The following is a 20,041-nucleotide window of genomic DNA, read 5'->3' on the forward strand; positions in this document are numbered from 1 at the left end:
GACCAAGAACTCCTTCACAGATGGCGGCGTCGGGTAGAGACGTGCCGGTCGTACTCCTCGCGGGCCTTCACCGCCGACGGTCGGGTCGCGGTCTCGGCCACAGGAACATCCCACCAGGCCTGCGCCTCGGGCGCGCCCGACACTGTGTCTGCCGTTTCGGTCTCCACGTAGACACATGTGGGAGTGTCGGCGGCCCGCGCCTCGGCGAGCGCCGCGCGCAGGTCGCGGACGGTCTTCGCGCGCAGCACGCGCATGCCGAGGCTGGCCGCGTTGGCGGCCAGATCGACGGGGAGCGGGGCGCCCGTATAGGTGCCGTCGTCCGCCTGGAAGCGGTAGGCGGTGCCGAACCGCTCGCCGCCCACCGACTCCGAGAGGCCGCCGATGGACGCGTACCCATGGTTCTGGATGAGCAGCACCTTGATGGCGATGCCCTCCTGTACGGCGGTGACGATCTCCGTCGGCATCATCAGGTAGGTGCCGTCGCCGACCAGCGCCCAGACGTTGCGCTCGGGGGCGGCGATCTTCACTCCGATCGCGGCCGGGATCTCGTAGCCCATGCAGGAGTAGCCGTACTCCAGGTGGTACTGGTCGGCCGAGCGGGCCCGCCACAGCTTGTGCAGATCGCCGGGGAGTGAACCGGCCGCGTTGATGATCACGTCCGACTCGTCGACGATCGCGTCCAGCGCGCCGATGACCTGCGGCTGGGACGGCCGTACGTCCGGTTCCTCGGCCTCGAAGCAGGCGTCGACGCGATGCTCCCAGGCGTCCTTGTCCTCGGTGTACTCGGCGACGTACGACGGCGCGACCCGGTGGTCGTGCATCTCCAGCCTCGCGGTCAGCTCCTCCAGGCCGGTGCGGGCGTCCGCGATCAGCGGGATCCCGGCGAGCTTGTGGCCGTCGAAGGCCGCGATGTTGAGGTTGAGGAAACGGACGTCCGGCCCGGTGAAGAGGGTGCCGGAGGCGGTGGTGAAGTCGGTGTACCGGGTGCCGACGCCGATCACCAGGTCGGCGGTGCGGGCCAGTTCGTCGGCGGTCGCGGTGCCGGTGTGGCCGATGCCGCCGATGTCCTGCGGGTGGTCGTGGCGCAAGGAGCCCTTGCCGGCCTGGGTGGAGGCCACGGGGATACCGGTGACGCTCGCGAACTCGGCGAGGGCCTCCTCGGCGCGGCTGTGGTGGACCCCGCCGCCGGCGACGACCAGGGGCCGCCGGGCGGTACGGATCGCTGTCACGGCCTCGGCGAGCTCGGTCGGGTCGGCTCCTGGCCGCCGTACGACCCAGGTGCGCTCGGCGAAGAACTCCTCCGGCCAGTCGTACGCCTCCGCCTGTACGTCCTGGGGCAGGGCGAGGGTGACGGCGCCGGTCTCTACGGGGTCGGTGAGGACGCGCACGGCCTGGAGGGCGGCCGGGATCAGGGCCTCGGGGCGGGTGACGCGGTCGAAGTACCTCGACACCGGGCGCAGACAGTCGTTGACGCTGATGTCGCCCGCGTAGGGGACTTCGAGTTGCTGGAGGACCGGGTCGGCGGGGCGCGTGGCGAAGATGTCGCCGGGGAGCAGCAGGACCGGGAGGTGGTTGATGGTCGCGAGGGCGGCGCCGGTGACCAGGTTGGTCGCGCCCGGGCCGATCGACGTCGTCACGGCGTGCGTGGACAGGCGGTTGGACTGGCGGGCGTAGCCGACGGCCGCGTGCACCATGGACTGCTCGTTGCGGCCCTGGTGGTACGGCATGACATCGGCGTACTCGACGAGCGCCTGGCCGAGCCCGGCGACGTTCCCGTGGCCGAAGATGCCCCAGGTCGCGCCGATGAGCCGCTGCCGTACGCCGTCGCGCTCGGTGTACTGGGCGGACAGGAAGCGGACGAGTGCCTGCGCGACGGTCAGCCGGGTCGTCATCGGTAACCCTCCGTGTGGTCGGGGTGGAAGCAGATCCGCCACTCCCGGGTCTCGCCGGGACCCGCCATGACGTTCAGGTAGTACATGTCGTGGCCGGGCTGGGCGATCGACGGGCCGTGCCAGCCGTCGGGGACGAGGACGACATCACCCGAGCGGACCTCGGCGAGCACATCGGAGCCGCCCTCCCGGGAGGGGGACACGCGCTGGTAGCCGAAGCCGTGCGGGCCGTCGATCTCGAAGTAGTAGATCTCCTCCAGCTCCGCCTCCTGCCCCGGCCGGTGCTCGTCGTGCTTGTGCGGCGGGTACGAGGACCAGTTGCCACCAGGAGTGATCACTTCTACGGCGATCAGCTTGTCGCACTCGAAGGCGTCGGCGGAGGCGAAGTTGCGCACATGGCGCAGCCGGTTGCCGCTGCCGCGCTCCTCCATGGGGACCTCCGGCGCGGGGCCGTAGCGGGCGGGGAGTCGTCGCTCGCACCTTGCTCCTGCCAAAGCAAAGCGGCCACCCGCGCCGGAGGCGATCAGTGCCCGGGCGTCTCGGGGCACGTACGCGAAGTCGGTGACCCCCGCGAACACGCTCTCCCGGCCCAGGAGTTGGAACTCGTCCTGCTCTGTTTGCACCGTACAACCACCTTGCAGGGGCAGTACGATCCATTCGCTGTCCCCGGTGGTGAAGGTGTGCGTACCACCCGGCGCCAGCTCGACGATCCGCAGACTGGAGTGGGTCCAGCCGGCCCGCCTGGGGTCGATGTCGAGCGCGTAGTTCGCGTCGCCGGTCGCGCCCTTGGGGACGTACAGCTCACTGTTCGTCGTCATGCGGCCCTCACAGCAGTCCTACGGCGGTGTCCACGGCGGCGGCCACATCGCCGTCCGCCGGATACAGCAGCGAACGGCCGACCACCAGGCCGCGCACGGTGGGGAGTTGGAGGGCGCCGCGCCACTTCTCGTAGGCGGCGACCTGGTCCTCCGCGGAGTCCCCGATGTCGCCGCCGAGGAGGACGGCGGGCAGCGTCGATGTCTCCATGACCTGGGCCATGTCGTCCGGGTTGGCGGTGACCGGGACCTTGAGCCAGGTGTAGGCCGAACTGCCGCCGAGGCCCGAGGCGATGGCGATGGAGCGGGTGACCGCGCCGGCGGAGAGATCGTTGCGGAGTTTGCCGTCGGGCGTGCGACGGCTGATGAACGGCTCGACGAACACCGGGAGTTGGCGGGCGGCCATCTCGTCGACCGCTCGGGCGGTGGACTCCAGGGTGTTCAGGGAGCCCGGGTCGTCGTAGTCGATGCGGAGGAGGAGCTTTCCGGCGTCGAAGTTCAGGCGCGCGATGTCCTCGGGGCGGTGGCCTGTGAAGCGGTCGTCGAGTTCGAAGGTGGCGCCCTGGAGGCCGCCTCGGTTCATCGAGCCCATGACGACTTTGTCGTCGAGGGCGCCGAGGAGGAGGAGGTCGTCGAGGATGTCCGCGGTGGCCAGGACTCCGTCCACGCCGGGGCGGGAGAGGGCCAGGCAGAGGCGTTCCAGGAGATCCGCACGGTTGGCCATGGCGAACTTGCGGTCGCCGACGGCCAGTGCTCCGCGGGCGGGGTGGTCGGCGGCGACGATCATGAGGCGGCCCGAGTCGCCGAGGAGAGGCCGTCGGCGGCGTCTTGTGGCGGCCTCGGCGATGGCCTCGGGGTGCCTGGTGCGGGTGCGGACCAGCTCCGCTACGTCGACGGTCACCGGGGGTCTCCGTATCCGGCCTCGGCTTCACCTTCGGCGGCTGCGGGTGGGAGTACGGCTCCAGCCGTCAGGGCTGCCGCTACCTCGGCCTGCGTCGGCATTGCTGAGGAGCACTCCAGGCGGGAGGCGACTATGGCGCCTGCTGCGTTGGCGTGGCGCATGGTTGTTTCCAGATCCCAGTCGTTCAGGAGGCCGTGGCAGAGGGAGCCGCCGAAGGCGTCGCCGGCGCCCAGGCCGTTGAGGACGGTCACCGGGAGCGGCGGGACCTCGGCCTGGTCGCCGTTGCGGTGCACCGCCAGTACGCCCTTCGGGCCCTGCTTCACCACGGCCAGTTCGACTCCGGCGTCCAGGAGGGCGCGGGCGGCCGCGTGCGGGTCGCGGACTCGCGTGGCGATCTCCACCTCGTCGAGATTGCCCACGGCGACGGTGGTGTGCTTGAGGGCCTCCCGGTAGAAGGGGCGGGCCTGGTCCGGGTTCTTCCAGAACATCGGGCGCCAGTCGAGGTCGAAGACCGTGATGCCCGACTTGGCCCGGTGGGCGAGCGCCGCGAGGGTTGCCGTACGGCTGGGCTCCTCGCTCAGTCCTGTGCCGGTCACCCAGAAGATACGGGCGTCGCGAATGGCGTCGAGGTCGAGTTCGTGGGCGTCGATCTCCAGGTCGGGGGCCTTGGGCTGCCGGTAGAAGTACAGCGGGAAGTCGTCCGGCGGGAACACCTCGCAGAACGTGACCGGGGTGGGCAGGCCCTGGACCGGGGTCACCCAGCGGTCGTCGACGCCGAAGTCACGCAGGGCCTCGTGGAGGTAGGTGCCGAAGGGGTCGTCGCCGGTGCGGGTGATGACGGCGGTGTTCCGGCCCAGCCGGGCGGCGGCTACCGCGACGTTCGTCGCCGAGCCGCCGAGGAACTTGCCGAAGGAGGTGACCTGCGGCAGGGGGACGCCCGTCTGCAGCGGATAGAGGTCCACGCCGATCCGCCCCATGGTGATCAGGTCGTACGCCATCGCGTTCCCTTCGTATCGGCTCTCCACGGCTTTCTAGTCCTGTGGACGGAGCCCTGTCAATGTTTTGTCCGGACATTCGGACCAGAGGAGTTTCTTTTCTCGTGGGGGGCTTGGGGTCGCCCAGTGGGGTGCCACGTGTTGTGATTGCGCGTGTGCGGGTCGTGGAGGGCTGGTCGCGCCCACGCGGCGGAGCCGCAAATCGACACAGCCCCGCGCCCCTGGGTGGGTTGGCGTTGCCGTAGGGGGAAGGCCTATGCGGGTGCTGTCCGGGCACGGCTCCTATGGGTCCTGGGAGTTCGCGCTTGCCGCTCCCCATCCTCGGCTGCGGCCCGGTGTTCTCAGCTATCGCGGGTTTCGGTTCGACCTTGCGCGGCCTCGGCGGCGGCTGGAGACCCCCATCGGCGCGGCGACCTTGCTGCTCGGGTTCGGGGAGCCCGTGACGATCTCGCGGCCCGGGCGGGAGCCCGACACGCTCGTGTCCTTGTACTGCGGGCCCACCACCACCCCCGCCGTCGGTGAGCACAGCGGTCGGCTGGCCGGGATCGAGGTGCTGTTTGCTCCCTGGGCCGCGTTCACGTTGTTCGGGACTCCGCAGTACGAGCTTGCCGACCGGACCGTCGATCCCGATGAGTTGCCGCACGCCTTGGACATCCGCGTCGGTGAACTGGCCGGAGCGCTGGGCGCGTTGTCGTCCTGGGAGGAGCGGTTCGGGCTGTTGGACGAGGTGTTCACGCGCTGGTACGAGGCGGGGGCGCCGAGTTCGGGGCGGGTGGTGCGGGCCTGGGCGGAGCTGGTGCGCAGTGGCGGTGCGATGCCGGTGCCGCGGCTCGCGGAGGAGGTCGGTTGGAGTCTGCGGCACCTGGAGAGCCGGTTCCGTGAGCAGATCGGCCTCGGTCCGAAGGCCGCCGCCCGGGTGCTGCGGCTGCAACGGGCCCGGCGGTTGCTGGCGGCCGGGCGTGGCGCCGCGGAGACCGCTGCCGCCTGCGGGTTCTACGACCAGGCGCATCTGAGTGGTGAGTTCAAGGCGATGACGGGGTGTACGCCCCGGGAGTTCGCGGCCGCCCGGCGGCTGCCGGGTCAGCAGATCGGTGCCGCGGATCGGCTGGCCGGCGAGGCCACGAGTCTGGTGCTCGCACCCGATGGCAGTTCGGTTTTTTCCAAGACCTGACGGGATCTCCACCGGCACGCTGTGCGCCTGGCCTTGTGCCGATGAGCCGAGGTTGGCGGGGGAAACGGCGGGCCGGACCCGACGCAGCGGGTCCGGCCCGCCCTGCCGTGCACACAAACCGGCGCCGCCGTCAACGCGCCACGCCCCTGCGCCCGCGTACGCCTTTGCGTCACCTGTGTCACAAACGCCCCCCTTGTGTCACACATGTCGCACGTACGCGGGTCTTGCGTCACACCCGGCGCACAGGCCCTGCCCTCCGGTCACCGCGGGTCGTTCACGGAGCACAGGCTTTGTGATCGCCAGCGCAGCGCCCGGTACCCCCGACGGCCGTTCCCGGCCGCCGCCGCGGCGCGCGCAGGGAGGTGCACGTCATGACCGACCGAAGGCTCTGGTCCTACAAAGAAATCGCGGCGCACATCAAGGTGCAGCCCGACACCGTGCGGTCCTATCGCAAGCACGGGCTGCTGCCCCCGCCCGATCATGTGGAGGGCGGCAAGCCCTTCTGGTACGCCGAAACCGTCCGCGCCTGGGTCGCCTCCCGCCCGGGCAACCGCGGCCGAAGGGAAATCTGACGTCCTCGCGAGGGTGACCCTCGGGGCACACTCCTCAGCTCCAGGGCTCGATGACCGTCACCCCCGACCCCGGCGCCGTGCCCATCGCGGCCAGGGCGGCCGGGGTCTCGTCCAGGGTGATCGTGGAGGTGACCAGGAGGTCGGGGCGCAGGACCGCGGAGCGTACGAGCTCCAGCATCGGCGGATAGGTGTGCGCGGCCATGCCGTGGCTGCCGAGGAGTTCCAGCTCCCAGGCGATGGCGCGGGCCATGGGGACGGGGGTCGTACCGTCGGACGAGGGCAGCAGGCCCACCTGAATGTGCCGGCCGCGGCGGCGCAGGCCGTTCACCGAGGCGGCGCAGGTGACGGGCGAGCCCAGGGCGTCGAGGGACAGATGGGCGCCGCCACCGGTCAGTTCACGGACCGCCTCCGCCGTGTCCGGCACGCTCGCCGCGTCCACGCAGTGGACCGCCCCGAACTTCCTTGCCAGGTCCAGCGCCTGGGGCGAGACATCGACGGCGACGACCCGCGCACCCGACGCGGCCGCGATCATCACGGCCGACAGGCCCACCCCGCCGCAGCCGTGCACCACGACCCACTCCCCCGCGGCGACCCGGCCTTGCTGCACCACCGCCCGGAACGCGGTGGCGAACCGGCAGCCGAGCGAGGCGGCGGTGGCGTACGAGAGGTCGTCCGGGATCGCGACCAGGTTCACATCGGCGTGGTCCAACGCCACGTACTGGGCGAAGGAGCCCCAGTGGGTGAAGCCGGGCTGGGTCTGCCGCTCGCACACCTGCTGGTCGCCCGCCGCGCAGGCGGGGCAGCTTCCGCAGGCGCAGACGAAGGGGGCGGTGACCCGGTCGCCGGGGCGCCATGCGGTCACCCGAGGGCCAACTGCCTCGACGACACCGGCGAGTTCATGGCCGGGGACGTGCGGCAGCGTGATGTCGGGGTCGTGGCCCTGCCAGCCGTGCCAGTCGCTCCGGCACAGGCCGGTGGCTTCGACCCGGACCACGACTCCGTGCTCGGCGGGGCGGGGGTCGATCAGGTCGCGTACCTCGGCCGTACTGCTCGAAGACCACGGCTCGCATGGGCGGCTCCTTTCGTCCAGGGGCAGGCTAGGCGCTTCGCGGGAAGGGTCGCGAGGGAAAGTGGGCGCCTTCGGCATCCTCACCACGACTCCGGCTCCGGTTCCTTGAGCGGATCCCTGCGCGCCGCCCGCCCACCCCTCAACCTCAGCCCCGCCAGCGGAAACACGAGTACCGAAAGCATCGCCGCGCCGACCAGTGCCGCCGCCTCGTCGGTGCGGAGTTCGCCCTCGTCGACGCCGATCGTCGTGATGGCGACGACCAGTGGCAGGGCGGTGGCGGCGAAGAGGGTGAGGCCCTTGCGGTCGCGGGCGCCCAGGTCGCGTGGGGCCAGGGCGTAGACCGGAAGGCCTCGGACCACCAGGAAGAGGACCAGGAACAGTGGCAGGAGCAGCAGGGCCCGGCCGCCCGACAGCAGCGCGTCCAGGTCGAACTCGATGCCGGTGACCACGTAGAACACCGGCACCAGGAAGCCGAAGCCCATCGCCTCGACCTTCTCCATCACCGGCTCCGCGCTGTCCGGCGCCGAGCCGTGCAGCAGCAGCCGTGCGATCACCCCGGCGGCGAAGGCGCCGAGCAGTGTGTCCAGGCCCAGCGCCTGGGAGATGCCGAGCATGGCCGCGAGGAGCAGCACCACAAGGCGTACGGCGAACTGGCCGCTGGTGTGCAGCGTCACCGCGACCACCTTGGAGAACCACGGCGGACGCGGTCGCGTCGCCCACCACACGGCCGCCGCCGTCAGCAGCGCGAACGCGGCCAGCACCGCCGTGGAGCGGCCCGGCGAACGTCCGCTCAGCAGCAGGGCGATGGCGATGATCGGCCCGAACTCCCCCACCGCACCGAACGCCATCATCACCGAGCCGAACCGGGAGCGCAGTTCCCCCGCGTCACGCAGGACCGGCAGGACGGTGCCCAGGGCGGTGCTGGTGAGCGCCGTACCGATGTAGACGCCCCGGTCGAAGCCGGAGAGCAGGGTGGCCAGGCCCAGACCCACCGCCAGCGAGATCAGCCAGGCCCGTACCGAACGGCGCAGGGTGTTCCCGCGGACCTTGTCGAACTCGATCTCGTAGCCCGCGAGGAAGATCAGCATCGCCAGACCGAGATCGGCGAGGGTGTCGATGACCTCGCCCTCCCCCGCCCAGCCCAGCACGTCCGGGCCGACCAGGATGCCGAGCGCGATCTCGAAGATGACGAGCGGAACGGGCAGCCACCGGCCGACTCCATGGGCGAGCAGTGGCGCCAGCACCGCGATGGACATGATCAGGATGAGCGTCCCGGCCTGCGACATAGGGCGTACCTACCATAGGGTTCGGACAAATCCCCCCAACCTCAGGGATCCCGCCCGCCGCGACCCTTCTTGGAGGAGTACCCCGTAGGGGTATACGGTGGAGGTACGGGGTTCCCTCGTGGACCTCGTGAGCCCCATATGCCTCGACGAGGAGAACGACATGAGCGTGAGCGCCGTCTACAAGGTCAGCGGGATGAGCTGCGGACACTGCGAAGGCGCCGTCTCCGGCGAGATCTCCGAGCTGCCCGGCGTCAGCTCCGTGAAGGCCGTCGCCTCGACCGGCGAGGTCACGGTCATCTCCGAGGCGGCGCTGCGCGAGGAGGATGTGCGGGCGGCCGTGGACGAGGCGGGTTTTGAACTCGTCGGCGTCATCTGAGCCCTGGAGTCCGGACCATGTCCACCACCACCCAGGCCCCGATAACCCCCACCTCCGAAGTCGAGCTGCTCATCGGCGGGATGACCTGCGCCTCCTGCGCGGCCCGCGTCGAGAAGAAGCTCAACCGGATGGCGGGGGTCAGCGCCACGGTGAACTTCGCCACGGAGAAGGCGAAGGTCAGCTACGCCGAGGGCGTCGAGGTCGCCGATCTGATCTCTACGGTGGTGAAGACGGGGTACACGGCCGAGGAGCCGGCCCCACCGGTGGCCGCCGAGCCCGCTGCGGAGGAGCCCGAACTCGCGGACTACCGGCAGCGCTTCACCGTATCCGCGCTGCTCGCCGCGCCCGTGGTCCTGCTCTCCATGGCCCCCGCCCTCCAGTTCGACAACTGGCAGTGGCTCGCGCTCGCCCTCGCCGCACCTGTCGTCGTCTGGGGCGGGCTGCCCTTCCACCGGGCCGCCTGGGCCAACGCCCGGCACGGCGCCGCGACCATGGACACGCTGGTCTCGCTCGGGACGCTGGCCGCGTTCGGGTGGTCGCTGTGGGCGCTGTTCTTCGGGGACGCCGGCATGCCCGGGATGCGGGACGAGTTCCGGTTCACCGTCGGTGGGATGGACGGCGTCTCGACGATCTATCTCGAAGTGGCCTCCGGAGTCGTCGCCTTCATCCTGCTCGGCCGCTATCTGGAGGCCCGCGCCAAGCGGCGCGCGGGAGCCGCGCTCAGGGCGCTGATGGAACTGGGCGCCAAGGACGTGGCCGTCCTCAGGGACGGGCGCGAGCGGCGGATCCCGGTGGCCGAACTGGCCGTCGGGGACCGGTTCGTCGTACGGCCCGGGGAGAAGATCGCCACCGACGGCACCGTCGTCGAGGGCGTCTCGGCGGTGGACGCCTCGATGCTGACCGGGGAGTCGGTGCCGGTGGATGTGACGGCCGGCTCGTCAGTGACCGGTGCCACCGTCAACGCCGGTGGGCGGCTGGTCGTCGAGGCGGCCCGCGTCGGCGCCGACACCCAACTCGCGCGGATGGCACGGCTGGTGGAGGACGCGCAGAACGGCAAGGCCGAGGTGCAGCGGCTCGCCGACCGGATCTCCGCGGTCTTCGTGCCGGTCGTACTCCTCATCGCCGTCGCCACCTTCGGCGGCTGGCTCGGCGCCACCGGGGACACCGTCGACGCGTTCACCGCGGCCGTCGCCGTCCTGATCATCGCCTGCCCGTGCGCCCTGGGTCTCGCGACCCCGACCGCGCTGATGGTCGGCACCGGGCGCGGCGCCCAGCTCGGCATCCTGATCAAGGGCCCGGAGGTGCTGGAGTCCACCCGCCGCGTCGACACGGTCGTCCTCGACAAGACCGGCACGGTGACGACGGGCCGGATGACCCTGCACGAGGTGTACGTCGCCGAGGGCGCCGACGAGAAGCAGGCGCTGCGGCTCGCGGGCGCCCTGGAGCACGCCTCCGAGCACCCCGTCGCCCGGGCCGTCGCCGCAGGTGCGGAGGAGCGGGCCGGGGCGCTGCCGGTGGCCGAGCACTTCGAGAACGTGCCCGGGCGGGGCGTACGCGGGCGTGTGGAGGGCCATGAGGTCGCCGTGGGGCGGCTGTTCACCGACCTTCCCGAGGAGCTGGCCCGCGCGCGGGACGAGGCCGAGAGGGGCGGACGTACGGCCGTCGTCGTCGGCTGGGACGGGGCCGCGCGTGCCGTCCTCGCGGTCGCCGACACGGTCAAGGAGACCAGCGCCGAGGCCGTGCGCGAGCTGCGGGCGCTGGGGCTCACGCCGGTGCTGCTGACCGGGGACAACCGGGCGGTGGCCGAGGCGGTGGCGCGGGCCGTGGGGATCGAGCAGGTGATCGCGGAGGTCCTGCCCGAGGAGAAGGTCGCGGCGGTACGGCGGTTGCAGGGCGAGGGGCGGACGGTCGCCATGGTGGGCGACGGCGTCAACGACGCGGCGGCACTCGCCACCGCCGATCTGGGGCTGGCGATGGGGACCGGTACGGACGCGGCGATCGAGGCCGGGGATCTGACACTGGTGCGCGGGGATCTGCGGGTGGCGGCGGACGCGATCCGGTTGTCCCGCAGGACCCTGACGACGATCAAGGGAAATCTCGTCTGGGCGTTCGGATACAACGTGGCCGCGCTGCCGCTGGCCGCGGCGGGGCTGCTGAATCCGATGATCGCGGGGGCGGCGATGGCGTTCTCGTCGGTGTTCGTGGTGACGAACAGCCTGCGACTGCGGACTTTCCGTTAGGGCCCCTCTGGAGTCCTGCGCGAGCCTCACATAAGCTCTTCACAAGGCTCGCGCATCATCCTTACGCTTGGGTCCCGTTCGGTTGATCGGGGCTCTTGCGCATCTAACGGACATATGCAAGAGACGCAGATCACAGTGATGTGAACGTAACCATCGAAGGGGTTCGAAGGTCTAAGTTGGCGATGTCAGGAAGCGTCTTGGGGGGCGCGGACTGGCGTCTGGGGATGTCTTGGGGGACTTCCTCAGAGATGCGTTGCCGGGGCACGCACACCGGGGAGCTTTGAGCGGCCCTCCCGAGCGTGCGTTGTCCCGGCAGACCGCACATCGAGTAGTACGAGGAGATTTGCTCGTTCTGCTCAACGCAGTACCGAACAACAGCGATTCAGGCGCTGTCCTCACAGACGCCCGGCCGGATCCCGTGGGGGGAATCCGCACCGGGACATGGGAAGGCGCCCTGGACGTCGGCCCGTGGGGGGACCGCCGCCAGGGCGCCTTCTTCTTGTTCAGTACGGCCTGGACGCCTACGGCGTTCAGCGCTCCTCGACGGGAACGAAGTCGCGCTCCACGACGCCCGTGCTGTGCTCACCCGGGGGACAACCCCCGGACCCCCGGCCGCAGTCTCAGGCCCCGGAGACGATGAGGACAGCGCCCGTGGCGGGCACCACCGAAGCGGCGCCCCCGCCGGCAGGTGTCAGCGCTCCTCGACCGGGACGAAGTCCCGCTCCACCACACCCGTGTAGATCTGGCGCGGGCGGCCGATGCGGGAGCCGGGCTCCTTGATCATTTCGTGCCACTGGGCGATCCAGCCCGGGAGGCGGCCGAGGGCGAACAGGACCGTGAACATCTCGGTCGGGAAGCCCATGGCGCGGTAGATCAGGCCGGTGTAGAAGTCGACGTTCGGGTAGAGGTTGCGCGAGACGAAGTACTCGTCGGAGAGCGCGTGCTCCTCCAGCTTCAGGGCGATGTCCAGCAGCTCGTCGGACTTGCCGAGGGCCGAGAGGACGTCGTGCGCCGCCGCCTTGATGATCTTCGCGCGCGGGTCGAAGGACTTGTACACCCGGTGGCCGAAGCCCATCAGGCGGACGCCGTCCTCCTTGTTCTTCACCTTGCGGATGAAGGAGTCGACATCGCCGCCACCCGCCTGGATGCCCTCCAGCATCTCCAGCACCGACTGGTTGGCGCCGCCGTGCAGCGGGCCCCACAGCGCGCTGATACCGGCCGAGATCGAGGCGAACATGTTCGCCTGCGAGGAGCCGACCAGACGGACCGTGGACGTCGAGCAGTTCTGCTCGTGGTCCGCGTGCAGGATCAGCAGCTTGTCCAGGGCGGAGACGACGACCGGGTCGAGTTCGAACTCCTGCGCCGGCACCGAGAAGGTCATCCGCAGGAAGTTCTCGACATAGCCGAGGTCATTGCGCGGGTAGACGAAGGGGTGGCCGATCGACTTCTTGTACGCGTAGGCCGCGATGGTCGGCAGCTTCGCGAGCAGGCGAATGGTGGAGAGATTGCGCTGCTTCTCGTCGAACGGGTTGTGGCTGTCCTGGTAGAAGGTCGACAGCGCGGAGACGACCGACGACAGCATCGCCATCGGGTGGGCGTCGCGCGGGAAGCCCTTGTAGAAGTTCTTGACGTCCTCGTGCAGCAGGGTGTGCTGCGTGATGTCGTTCTTGAACGTGCTCAGTTCGTCGACGGTGGGCAGCTCACCGTTGATCAGCAGGTAGGCGACCTCCAGGAACGTGGAGCGCTCGGCCAGCTGCTCGATCGGGTAGCCGCGGTACCGGAGGATGCCCTGCTCACCATCGAGGTAGGTGATGGCGGATTTATAGGCGGCGGTGTTGCCGTAGCCGCTGTCCAGGGTCACCAGACCGGTCTGGGCGCGGAGCTTGCCGATGTCGAAGCCCTTGTCACCGACGGTGCTGTCGATCACCGGGTAGGTGTACTCGCCGTCGCCGTACCGCAGTACTACAGAGTTGTCGCTCACGTCATCCCTCACCGACGTTGTGCCTCTTCTTCGAGGTTGCCCTGACTGTCTCTACCATCCCCCATTTGGCGCAGGAGAGTGCACTCGGGGTCGGCCGTTGGGCTTATTGACGGCACTCAGTGCCGCCAACTTGTTCATCCTGCCCCTCCGCACCGACATCCGGAAGGGCTCTGTGACCTTTACGACTCGTTTGATCGATCAAATTTCACTCACCCCTCCCATGGCCGTACTGAGAGCCTGGCACTCACCCCTCCAGCGCCCGTGGTGCGAGCCTGAAGTCCAGCGCTGTGCAGCGCCGTCCGGCCGAGACCGTGCGCACCGCCTGGCCGATCGCCTTGCGTGAGCCGACGAGGACGACCAGCTTCTTGGCCCGGGTGACGGCCGTGTAGAGCAGATTCCGCTGGAGCATCATCCAGGCCCCGGTGGTGACCGGGATCACCACCGCCGGGTACTCGCTGCCCTGGGAGCGATGGATCGTCACCGCGTACGCGTGCGCCAACTCGTCTAGTTCGTCGAACTCGTACCCCACCTCCTCGTCCTCGTCCGTCCGCACCGTCAGGCGCTGGTCGACCGGGTCGAGCGAGGTGACCACGCCCACGGTGCCGTTGAAGACCCCGTTCGCTCCCTTGTCGTAATTGTTGCGAATCTGGGTGACCTTGTCGCCGACCCGGAACACCCGGCCGCCGAACCGCTTCTCCGGCAGGTCGGGGCGGCCCGGGGTGATGGCCTGCTGGAGCAGGCCGTTGAGGGCGCCGGCACCGGCCGGTCCTCGGTGCATGGGCGCGAGCACCTGGACGTCCCGGCGTGGGTCGAGGCCGAATTTGGCCGGAATACGACGGGCCGCCACGTCCACGGTGAGCCGCCCGGCCTCCTCGGTGTCGTCCTCGACGAAGAGGAAGAAGTCCTTCATGCCGTCGGTGACCGGGTGCTGCCCGGAGTTGATGCGGTGCGCGTTGGTGACCACCCCGGACTGCTGGGCCTGGCGGAAGACCCGGGTGAGGCGGACTGCGGGAACCGGGCCGCCCTCGGCCAGCAGATCCCTGAGGACCTCTCCCGCCCCGACGCTGGGCAGCTGGTCGACATCCCCGACGAAGAGCAGGTGGGCGCCCGGCGGGACCGCCTTGACCAGCTTGTTGGCGAGCAGCAGGTCCAGCATGGAGGCCTCGTCGACCACCACCAGATCGGCGTCCAGCGGGCGGTCCCGGTCGTAGGCCGCGTCCCCGCCGGGCTTCAGCTCCAGCAGTCGGTGCACGGTGGAGGCCTCGGCGCCGGTGAGCTCGGCCAGGCGCTTGGCGGCACGCCCGGTGGGGGCGGCGAGGACGACCTTCGCCTTCTTGGCGCGGGCCAGCTCGACGACCGACCGGACGGTGAACGACTTGCCGCAGCCCGGGCCGCCGGTCAGCACGGCGACCTTCTTCGTCAACGCCAGCTTGACGGCGGCCTGCTGCTCGGGTGCGAGGTCGGTCCCCGTGCGTGCGGCGAGCCAGGCCAGCGCCTTGTCCCAGGCCACGTCCTTGAAGCCGGGCATCCGGTCCTCGTCGGTGCGCAGCAGGCGCAGCAGCTGGGCGGAGAGGGAGAGTTCGGCGCGGTGGAAGGGGACGAGATAGACGGCGGTGACGGGGTCCCCGCCCTCCGGGCCAGGCACCTTCTCCCGTACGACACCGGGGTCGGCGCCCTCCTCCGGCGGTGCAGCCAGTTCGGCGAGGCACTCGATCACCAGCCCGGTGTCGACCTGCAACAGCTTCACCGCGTCGGCGATCAGCCGCTCCTCGGGGAGATAGCAGTGGCCCTGGTCGCTCGACTGGGACAGGGCGTACTGCAGGCCCGCCTTGACGCGCTCCGGGCTGTCGTGCGGGATGCCGACGGACTGGGCGATCTTGTCGGCGGTGAGGAAGCCGATACCCCAGACGTCGGCGGCGAGCCGGTAGGGCTGGTTCTTCACCACGGAGATCGAGGCGTCGCCGTACTTCTTGTAGATGCGCACGGCGATCGACGTGGACACCTCGACGGTCTGGAGGAAGAGCATGACCTCCTTGATCGCCTTCTGTTCCTCCCAGGCGTCGGCGATCTTCTTCGTCCGCTTCGGACCGAGCCCGGGGACCTCGATGAGCCGCTTGGGCTCCTCCTCGATGATCCTCAGGGTGTCCAGGCCGAAGTGCTGGGTGATGCGGTCGGCGAAGACCGGTCCGATGCCCTTGACGAGACCTGAGCCGAGATAGCGGCGGATGCCCTGGACGGTGGCCGGCAGGACGGTGGTGTAGTTCTCGACGGTGAACTGCTTGCCGTACTGGGGATGGCTGCCCCAGCGGCCCTCCATCCGCAGGGACTCGCCGACCTGGGCGCCGAGCAGCGCGCCGACAACCGTGAGGAGATCACCGCCACCGCGGCCGGTGTCGACCCGGGCGACCGTGTAGCCGTTCTCCTCATTGGCGTACGTGATGCGTTCGAGGACGCCTTCGAGCACCGCCGGATTGGACATGATCCGACGGTACCGTCCGGTACTGACAGCTCAGGCGGCCTGTGCCTTCACGTGGTCGATCACCTTCCGGAACTCCTCGGTCGGGGAGAACTCCACGAACTCGCAGTCCTCCAGGGCCACGGGGACGTGCCCGGGCGCCCAGTAGTACGCCTGGCCGGCCTCGTAGATCCGCTCCCCCTCGTCCGAGCGCATCCGCAGCCGGCCCTTGAGCATGTAGCCCCAGTGCGGGCACTGGCACGCGTCGCCGGGCAGGCCCTTCAGCGCGGGGCCCATGTCCGTGCCCTCGGGCAGACGGACGTAGCCGACGGACATGCCGCCGCCGATCGGCTCGATGCGCAGCTCTACTCCGCCGCCCTCTATGGCGACCGGTGCGCCATCCCTGGTCACCGCTGTCATGGCTTTCACTCTCCCTGGGGCGTCCCTATGTCCAGCCTGCTCCCCTCGGGCGCGGGGCGCGACCTCTCGCCGGGTGCATCACGATCCGGTCCCCGAGGGGCGGTCTGTTCGCCGCAGCGGCGGGCATCGTGCTCGCCGCCCGGCTGTCCTCGGCGCAGCCGCAGGCCGCGCAGGGCTACGAGCTGAAGGCGGTCGAATCGGGCACGCTGTACGCGTCCGTGGCACAGCAGCCCAAGGAACTCGGCCGGATCGCCGTGGACAACGCCGTCCGGGCGGCCGAGGGGAAGAACGTCAGCGAGACGGTGAAGGTGCCGGTGAAGGTGGTCACCAAGGAGAACGTGGCCGGCTTCGGCGGCTGATCCATCCCTTTGTGGCGCCCAATTCACTCCGACAGGGAGACATTTCATGGACGACTACGACCTCCTGGTCGTGGGATCCGCCAACGCCGACCTGGTGATCGGCTTGGAGCGGCGGCCCGGCGCCGGGGAGACGGTGCTCGGCTCCGACCTGGCCGTCCACCCGGGCGGCAAGGGCGCGAACCAGGCGGTCGCGGCCGCCCGGCTCGGGGCGCGTACGGCGCTACTGGCCCGGGTCGGCGACGACGCGTACGGCAGGCTGCTGCTCGACTCGCAGCGGCAGGCCGGGGTGGACACGGTGGGCGTCCTGGTCGGCGGTGCGCCGACCGGGGTCGCGCTGATCACCGTGGACCCCTCCGGGGACAACAGCATCGTGGTCTCGCCGGGAGCCAACGCCCGCCTGGCGCCCGGGGACGTACGGGTCGCCGCGAGCCTCTTCCAGGCCTCGCGGGTGGTCTCCGTACAGCTGGAGATCCCGCTGGAGACGGTCGTGGAGGTCGTACGGAATCTGGCGGAGGGCAGCCGGTTCGTGCTGAACCCGTCGCCGCCGCGACCACTGCCGTCCCAGGTGCTCGCCGCCTGCGATCCGCTGATCGTCAACGAACACGAGGCGAAGGTCATCCTCGGCGACGCCTGCGTCAGCGAGGAGCCCGAGGACTGGGCACGGATCCTGCTGGCGAAGGGGCCGCGGTCGGTGGTGGTGACGCTGGGGGCGGAGGGGGCGCTGGTGGCGTCCGCGGAGGGGGTGTCCCGGGTGCCGTCCGTGAAGGTGGCGGCCGTGGACACGACGGGTGCCGGGGACGCGTTCACCGCGGCGCTGGCGTATCGGCTGAGCGCCGGGGCTTCGCTGTCCGAGGCGGCGGCGTACGCGGCCCGGGTCGGCGCGGCGGCGGTCACGAAGCAGGGGGCGCAGGTGTCCTTCCCCACGGCCTCGGAAGTCGAGGCTCTGTGAAGAAGGCGGGCATCCTGAACCGTCATCCGGCCGGTGCGCTGGCCGAGTTGGGGCACGGGGACGGGGTGCTGGTGTGTGACGCCGGGATGCCGATCCCCGAGGGACCGCGCGGGACCTCTCCCGCCGGTGTATGCGACGACACCGACGGGAGGCGTGTTCATGGGTGCGACCCTGTCCCTGCGGTCGCCGTGGGGCCCCTGATCGCCGGGGCGGGCGGTTCAGGCGGTGGGACTGACTCGGTGGCAGGAGCAGCCGCAGCGACGTTGGAGCAGGATGCCGCGGCCGTGCGGCAGCGGGACGTCTTTGGTTTGGCGGCACTCGCGGTGCAGGTTGCTGTACGCCGGGCGCTGCGCCAGCGAGCATTCCGCCGACCGGGGCGCGGCCGCCGTGGCGGGCGCGGTCACGACTGGCCCTCGCCGTCGTCTGCGGGGTCGTGACCGGCCATCACGAGCGCCAGCACATCGTTCGCCTTGCACAGCCGGCCCGGCCGGGTCATGGGCACCGCCCAGTACGAGCAGCGCGTACGCTCGTCCAGCTCCGTCAGATCGGTGCGCGGCACGCCCAGGTAGGTGCCCTCACCGAGGCACGCCGCGGCCGGCGCCCGCCAATCCTGGGCGGTGCCGGGCGGCACGAGGGCGTAGTAGCGGTGGCGCTCAGGGTCGTGGATGACCGGGCCTCTGTTGAAGCTCCATCCGAGCCAGCCGTTCACGGTGGACGGGTCACTGACTCCGGCCACACTGTGGATGAGAGCCTCGGAGAGGCGGACCGCGTCCAAGAGCCGCCCCAGCGGGATCAGGGCGAGCCTGGTCTCGTTGTCCCACTCCTGGCACGCGATGGCGGGCGAGGGGTGCGCGGAGGCTAACCACTCCTGGACCGACTCGGTGGGCGGCGGACTCCCTGATGCAAGAGGCCTGTTCGGGACCGTACTGTTCGTCATGTCGACGCTCCTCAGGCAGCGTTGGCCACGCCCCGGGAGGCCACCACCTCGCCGGGGTCCGTGCGTCCACAGACCGTAGGAGTGCTGTGAGTTGAGCGGGGGCACAGATTGTGCCCCTTCGATTACGCGGCTAGCAGGCCGAGTTTCACGGCGAGTTCCGAGGCACGCCGACGCCTGGCCGGAATCCGCGACTCGGCCTCTTCGAGGACAATCCGCTTCGCGTAGCCGTTGTACTTGATCGTTTCGGGTGCGGCCTCATGTGCTTTGGTCAACGTGGCAAGCGCGACGTCCGGCTGCCCGTCCAGCTGATAGCCCCGCGCCTCCTCGATGCGGTGCCGCGCTCGCCGCGGGCGGGAGGGGATTGTTACGGCGTCCGCAGCGGCAGCCTGTCGCACCGACTCGCCGCCCTGATGCAGTTCCACAGCCACTGTCACAGCGTGCGCGCCCATGATGGCCCGCGAGAAGGACGTAACAGGGTGGTAGTAGGCGTCGGGCAATCGGTCGGCCATGGCGCGCGCCTGGTCCCAGTAGCGCCACGCGGTGCCGGTCTGTCCGCGGCGGGCCGCGGTGTACCCAGCCTCAAAGGTGAGTGCACCCGTGATGGCCAGGACGTCGTCCGACGCGTCCGGCAGCAAGGGCTCAAGGTAGGCCAGTGTTTCCAGGTTCACTGCGTCCGCAGCCTCGTAGTGCGTCGGCCCGGCGTCGCGGTGCGCCTGCGTCGTAAGCCACGCGGCCACGCCGATGGCATGCGGATCCTCGCTCTCTTGCGCGGCGATCAGACCGCGCTCGGCGACCCGCCACAAAAGGGCTGCGTCGGGCTGGTATGCCACGAAGAACTGGGCGAGAGAGTAGACCTCGGCGAGGGCGGCCAGCCCGGCCCTCCGCTCGGAAGCCGTCTCCGCCTGCCGTACGGCGAGCTGCGCGTCGCGGATCAAATCCGGCAGCAGGGCGCCGATCACCTCGCGATGATTGGGTGCCGAGTGGCGTGCGGCCCATGCACGGGCGAGCCGTGCACTCAGGTGCGCAGCCGGGGGCGCCTCGCGCTGGGTGGTGAGCGGGAAGGCATCGACGGCCGTCTTCACGGCACCCAACCGCGGGTGGCCCGGCCCCATGAACAGATCGACACGCACAGACTGGTCACCGGTGAGGTCCGACAGGTCACGCACGCGCAGAACCTCGGCAATGTGGAGGATCACTTCGAGCCTGGGGGTCTTCAGGCGACCGGTCTCCACTCCCTTGACCCAGGAACCGGACTTGCCGACAAGACCGCCGAGTTGCTCCCTTGTCATACCCTTGCGTGTGCGCAGAATCTGGAGCCGTTGCCCGAAGACGAGCGGATCGGCGTACGGGTCCGGAGTGGCGTCTCGAGACATACGGCCTTGCCCCTCCCAGCAGCTTCGTAACGGCCAGAGTAGAGGGAAGGGCCGGTTTCATGTGAGGCTCCGGCGGGGCGGGAGCCCTCGCCTCACGACTTCGAGCCGGTGGTCGCCCACGTGAAGTCCCAGGCCGGCTGAGCCGTCACTGCCGGACGGCACCATCGGAGCATGCCATGAGCCCGGCACGCTTCGAGGGGGCCCGATCCGTCGACCGGGCCCCCTCGCGCTTTCCCCCTCCGTGTCAGAACCC

The 20,041-nt window shown here is 70.2% G+C and carries 17 protein-coding genes and 1 pseudogene; 7 read left to right on the plus strand and 11 right to left on the minus strand.

What is annotated here, in order from left to right; genetic code table 11:
- Window positions 1-14: 14 nt before the first annotated feature.
- From iolD to iolC, 4 genes are read right to left on the minus strand one after another with little or no spacing between them, the layout of a single operon-like run.
- A complete protein-coding gene (gene iolD / locus OHT76_RS16045) occupies window positions 15-1,892 on the minus strand; it encodes a 3D-(3,5/4)-trihydroxycyclohexane-1,2-dione acylhydrolase (decyclizing) (protein WP_328871511.1) in 1,878 nt (625 codons plus the stop codon).
- On the minus strand, window positions 1,889-2,707 hold the full coding sequence (gene iolB / locus OHT76_RS16050; protein WP_328871512.1) for a 5-deoxy-glucuronate isomerase: 819 nt from the start codon (window positions 2,705-2,707) through the stop codon (window positions 1,889-1,891). The genes iolD and iolB overlap by 4 nt, the downstream gene beginning before the upstream one ends.
- Window positions 2,708-2,714: 7 nt before the next feature.
- Window positions 2,715-3,605, minus strand: coding sequence for a Cgl0159 family (beta/alpha)8-fold protein (locus OHT76_RS16055; protein ID WP_328871513.1), 891 nt, complete (start codon window positions 3,603-3,605; stop codon window positions 2,715-2,717).
- Window positions 3,602-4,603, minus strand: a complete 1,002-nt coding sequence (gene iolC / locus OHT76_RS16060; protein ID WP_328871514.1) for a 5-dehydro-2-deoxygluconokinase — start codon at window positions 4,601-4,603, stop codon at window positions 3,602-3,604. Before iolC ends, OHT76_RS16055 begins: the two co-directional genes overlap by 4 nt.
- Before the next feature lie 253 nt (window positions 4,604-4,856).
- Here iolC and OHT76_RS16065 point away from each other — a divergent pair, with 253 nt between their 5' ends.
- Both OHT76_RS16065 and OHT76_RS16070 read left to right on the plus strand, forming a co-directional pair.
- Window positions 4,857-5,771, plus strand: coding sequence for a helix-turn-helix domain-containing protein (locus OHT76_RS16065; RefSeq protein WP_328871515.1), 915 nt, complete (start codon window positions 4,857-4,859; stop codon window positions 5,769-5,771).
- Window positions 5,772-6,142: 371 nt separating this feature from the next.
- Window positions 6,143-6,343 carry a helix-turn-helix transcriptional regulator gene (locus tag OHT76_RS16070; RefSeq protein WP_328871516.1) on the plus strand — a complete coding sequence of 67 codons (201 nt, stop codon included), beginning with the start codon at window positions 6,143-6,145 and terminating at the stop codon, window positions 6,341-6,343.
- 34 nt (window positions 6,344-6,377) lie between these two features.
- Here OHT76_RS16070 and OHT76_RS16075 read toward each other — a convergent pair.
- Together OHT76_RS16075 and OHT76_RS16080 are read right to left on the minus strand one after the other, a co-directional pair.
- Window positions 6,378-7,413 (minus strand): annotated as a pseudogene (locus tag OHT76_RS16075) (zinc-dependent alcohol dehydrogenase family protein).
- 79 nt (window positions 7,414-7,492) lie between these two features.
- A complete protein-coding gene (locus tag OHT76_RS16080; RefSeq protein ID WP_328871517.1) occupies window positions 7,493-8,698 on the minus strand; it encodes a cation:proton antiporter in 1,206 nt (401 codons plus the stop codon).
- A gap of 160 nt (window positions 8,699-8,858) precedes the next feature.
- On the opposite strand from OHT76_RS16080, the gene OHT76_RS16085 reads away from it, so the two are divergent.
- Together OHT76_RS16085 and OHT76_RS16090 are read left to right on the plus strand one after the other, a co-directional pair.
- Window positions 8,859-9,074, plus strand: coding sequence for a heavy-metal-associated domain-containing protein (locus OHT76_RS16085; protein ID WP_328871518.1), 216 nt, complete (start codon window positions 8,859-8,861; stop codon window positions 9,072-9,074).
- Window positions 9,075-9,091: 17 nt separating this feature from the next.
- A complete protein-coding gene (locus OHT76_RS16090; protein WP_328871519.1) occupies window positions 9,092-11,314 on the plus strand; it encodes a heavy metal translocating P-type ATPase in 2,223 nt (740 codons plus the stop codon).
- A gap of 691 nt (window positions 11,315-12,005) precedes the next feature.
- Here the strand turns inward: OHT76_RS16090 and OHT76_RS16095 are convergent.
- The 3 genes from OHT76_RS16095 to OHT76_RS16105 form a co-directional block, all read right to left on the minus strand.
- On the minus strand, window positions 12,006-13,295 hold the full coding sequence (locus tag OHT76_RS16095; RefSeq protein WP_328871520.1) for a citrate synthase: 1,290 nt from the start codon (window positions 13,293-13,295) through the stop codon (window positions 12,006-12,008).
- A gap of 244 nt (window positions 13,296-13,539) precedes the next feature.
- Window positions 13,540-15,774, minus strand: a complete 2,235-nt coding sequence (gene recD2, locus OHT76_RS16100; protein ID WP_328871521.1) for an SF1B family DNA helicase RecD2 — start codon at window positions 15,772-15,774, stop codon at window positions 13,540-13,542.
- Between the two features lie 30 nt (window positions 15,775-15,804).
- Entirely contained in the window at window positions 15,805-16,170 is a 366-nt protein-coding gene (locus tag OHT76_RS16105; RefSeq protein WP_328871522.1) for a hypothetical protein, read from the minus strand.
- 128 nt (window positions 16,171-16,298) lie between these two features.
- Between OHT76_RS16105 and OHT76_RS16110 the strand changes: the two genes are divergently transcribed.
- Genes OHT76_RS16110 through OHT76_RS44135 form a run of 3 tightly spaced genes read left to right on the plus strand, consistent with a single transcriptional unit; the run spans window position 16,299 to window position 17,915 of the window.
- Window positions 16,299-16,529, plus strand: coding sequence for a hypothetical protein (locus OHT76_RS16110; RefSeq protein WP_328876771.1), 231 nt, complete (start codon window positions 16,299-16,301; stop codon window positions 16,527-16,529).
- A gap of 46 nt (window positions 16,530-16,575) precedes the next feature.
- A complete protein-coding gene (locus OHT76_RS16115; RefSeq protein ID WP_328871523.1) occupies window positions 16,576-17,478 on the plus strand; it encodes a ribokinase in 903 nt (300 codons plus the stop codon).
- Window positions 17,475-17,915 carry an RbsD/FucU domain-containing protein gene (locus OHT76_RS44135; protein ID WP_443049794.1) on the plus strand — a complete coding sequence of 147 codons (441 nt, stop codon included), beginning with the start codon at window positions 17,475-17,477 and terminating at the stop codon, window positions 17,913-17,915. The genes OHT76_RS16115 and OHT76_RS44135 overlap by 4 nt, the downstream gene beginning before the upstream one ends.
- Here the strand turns inward: OHT76_RS44135 and OHT76_RS16125 are convergent.
- Both OHT76_RS16125 and OHT76_RS16130 read right to left on the minus strand, forming a co-directional pair.
- On the minus strand, window positions 17,879-18,415 hold the full coding sequence (locus tag OHT76_RS16125; protein ID WP_328871524.1) for a hypothetical protein: 537 nt from the start codon (window positions 18,413-18,415) through the stop codon (window positions 17,879-17,881). The two genes, OHT76_RS44135 and OHT76_RS16125, sit on opposite strands and share 37 nt — an antisense overlap.
- A 122-nt stretch (window positions 18,416-18,537) precedes the next feature.
- Window positions 18,538-19,788, minus strand: a complete 1,251-nt coding sequence (locus OHT76_RS16130) for a helix-turn-helix domain-containing protein (RefSeq protein ID WP_328871525.1) — start codon at window positions 19,786-19,788, stop codon at window positions 18,538-18,540.
- Window positions 19,789-20,041 lie beyond the last annotated feature (253 nt).

This window comes from Streptomyces sp. NBC_00287, assembly GCF_036173105.1.
Taxonomy (GTDB): domain Bacteria; phylum Actinomycetota; class Actinomycetes; order Streptomycetales; family Streptomycetaceae; genus Streptomyces.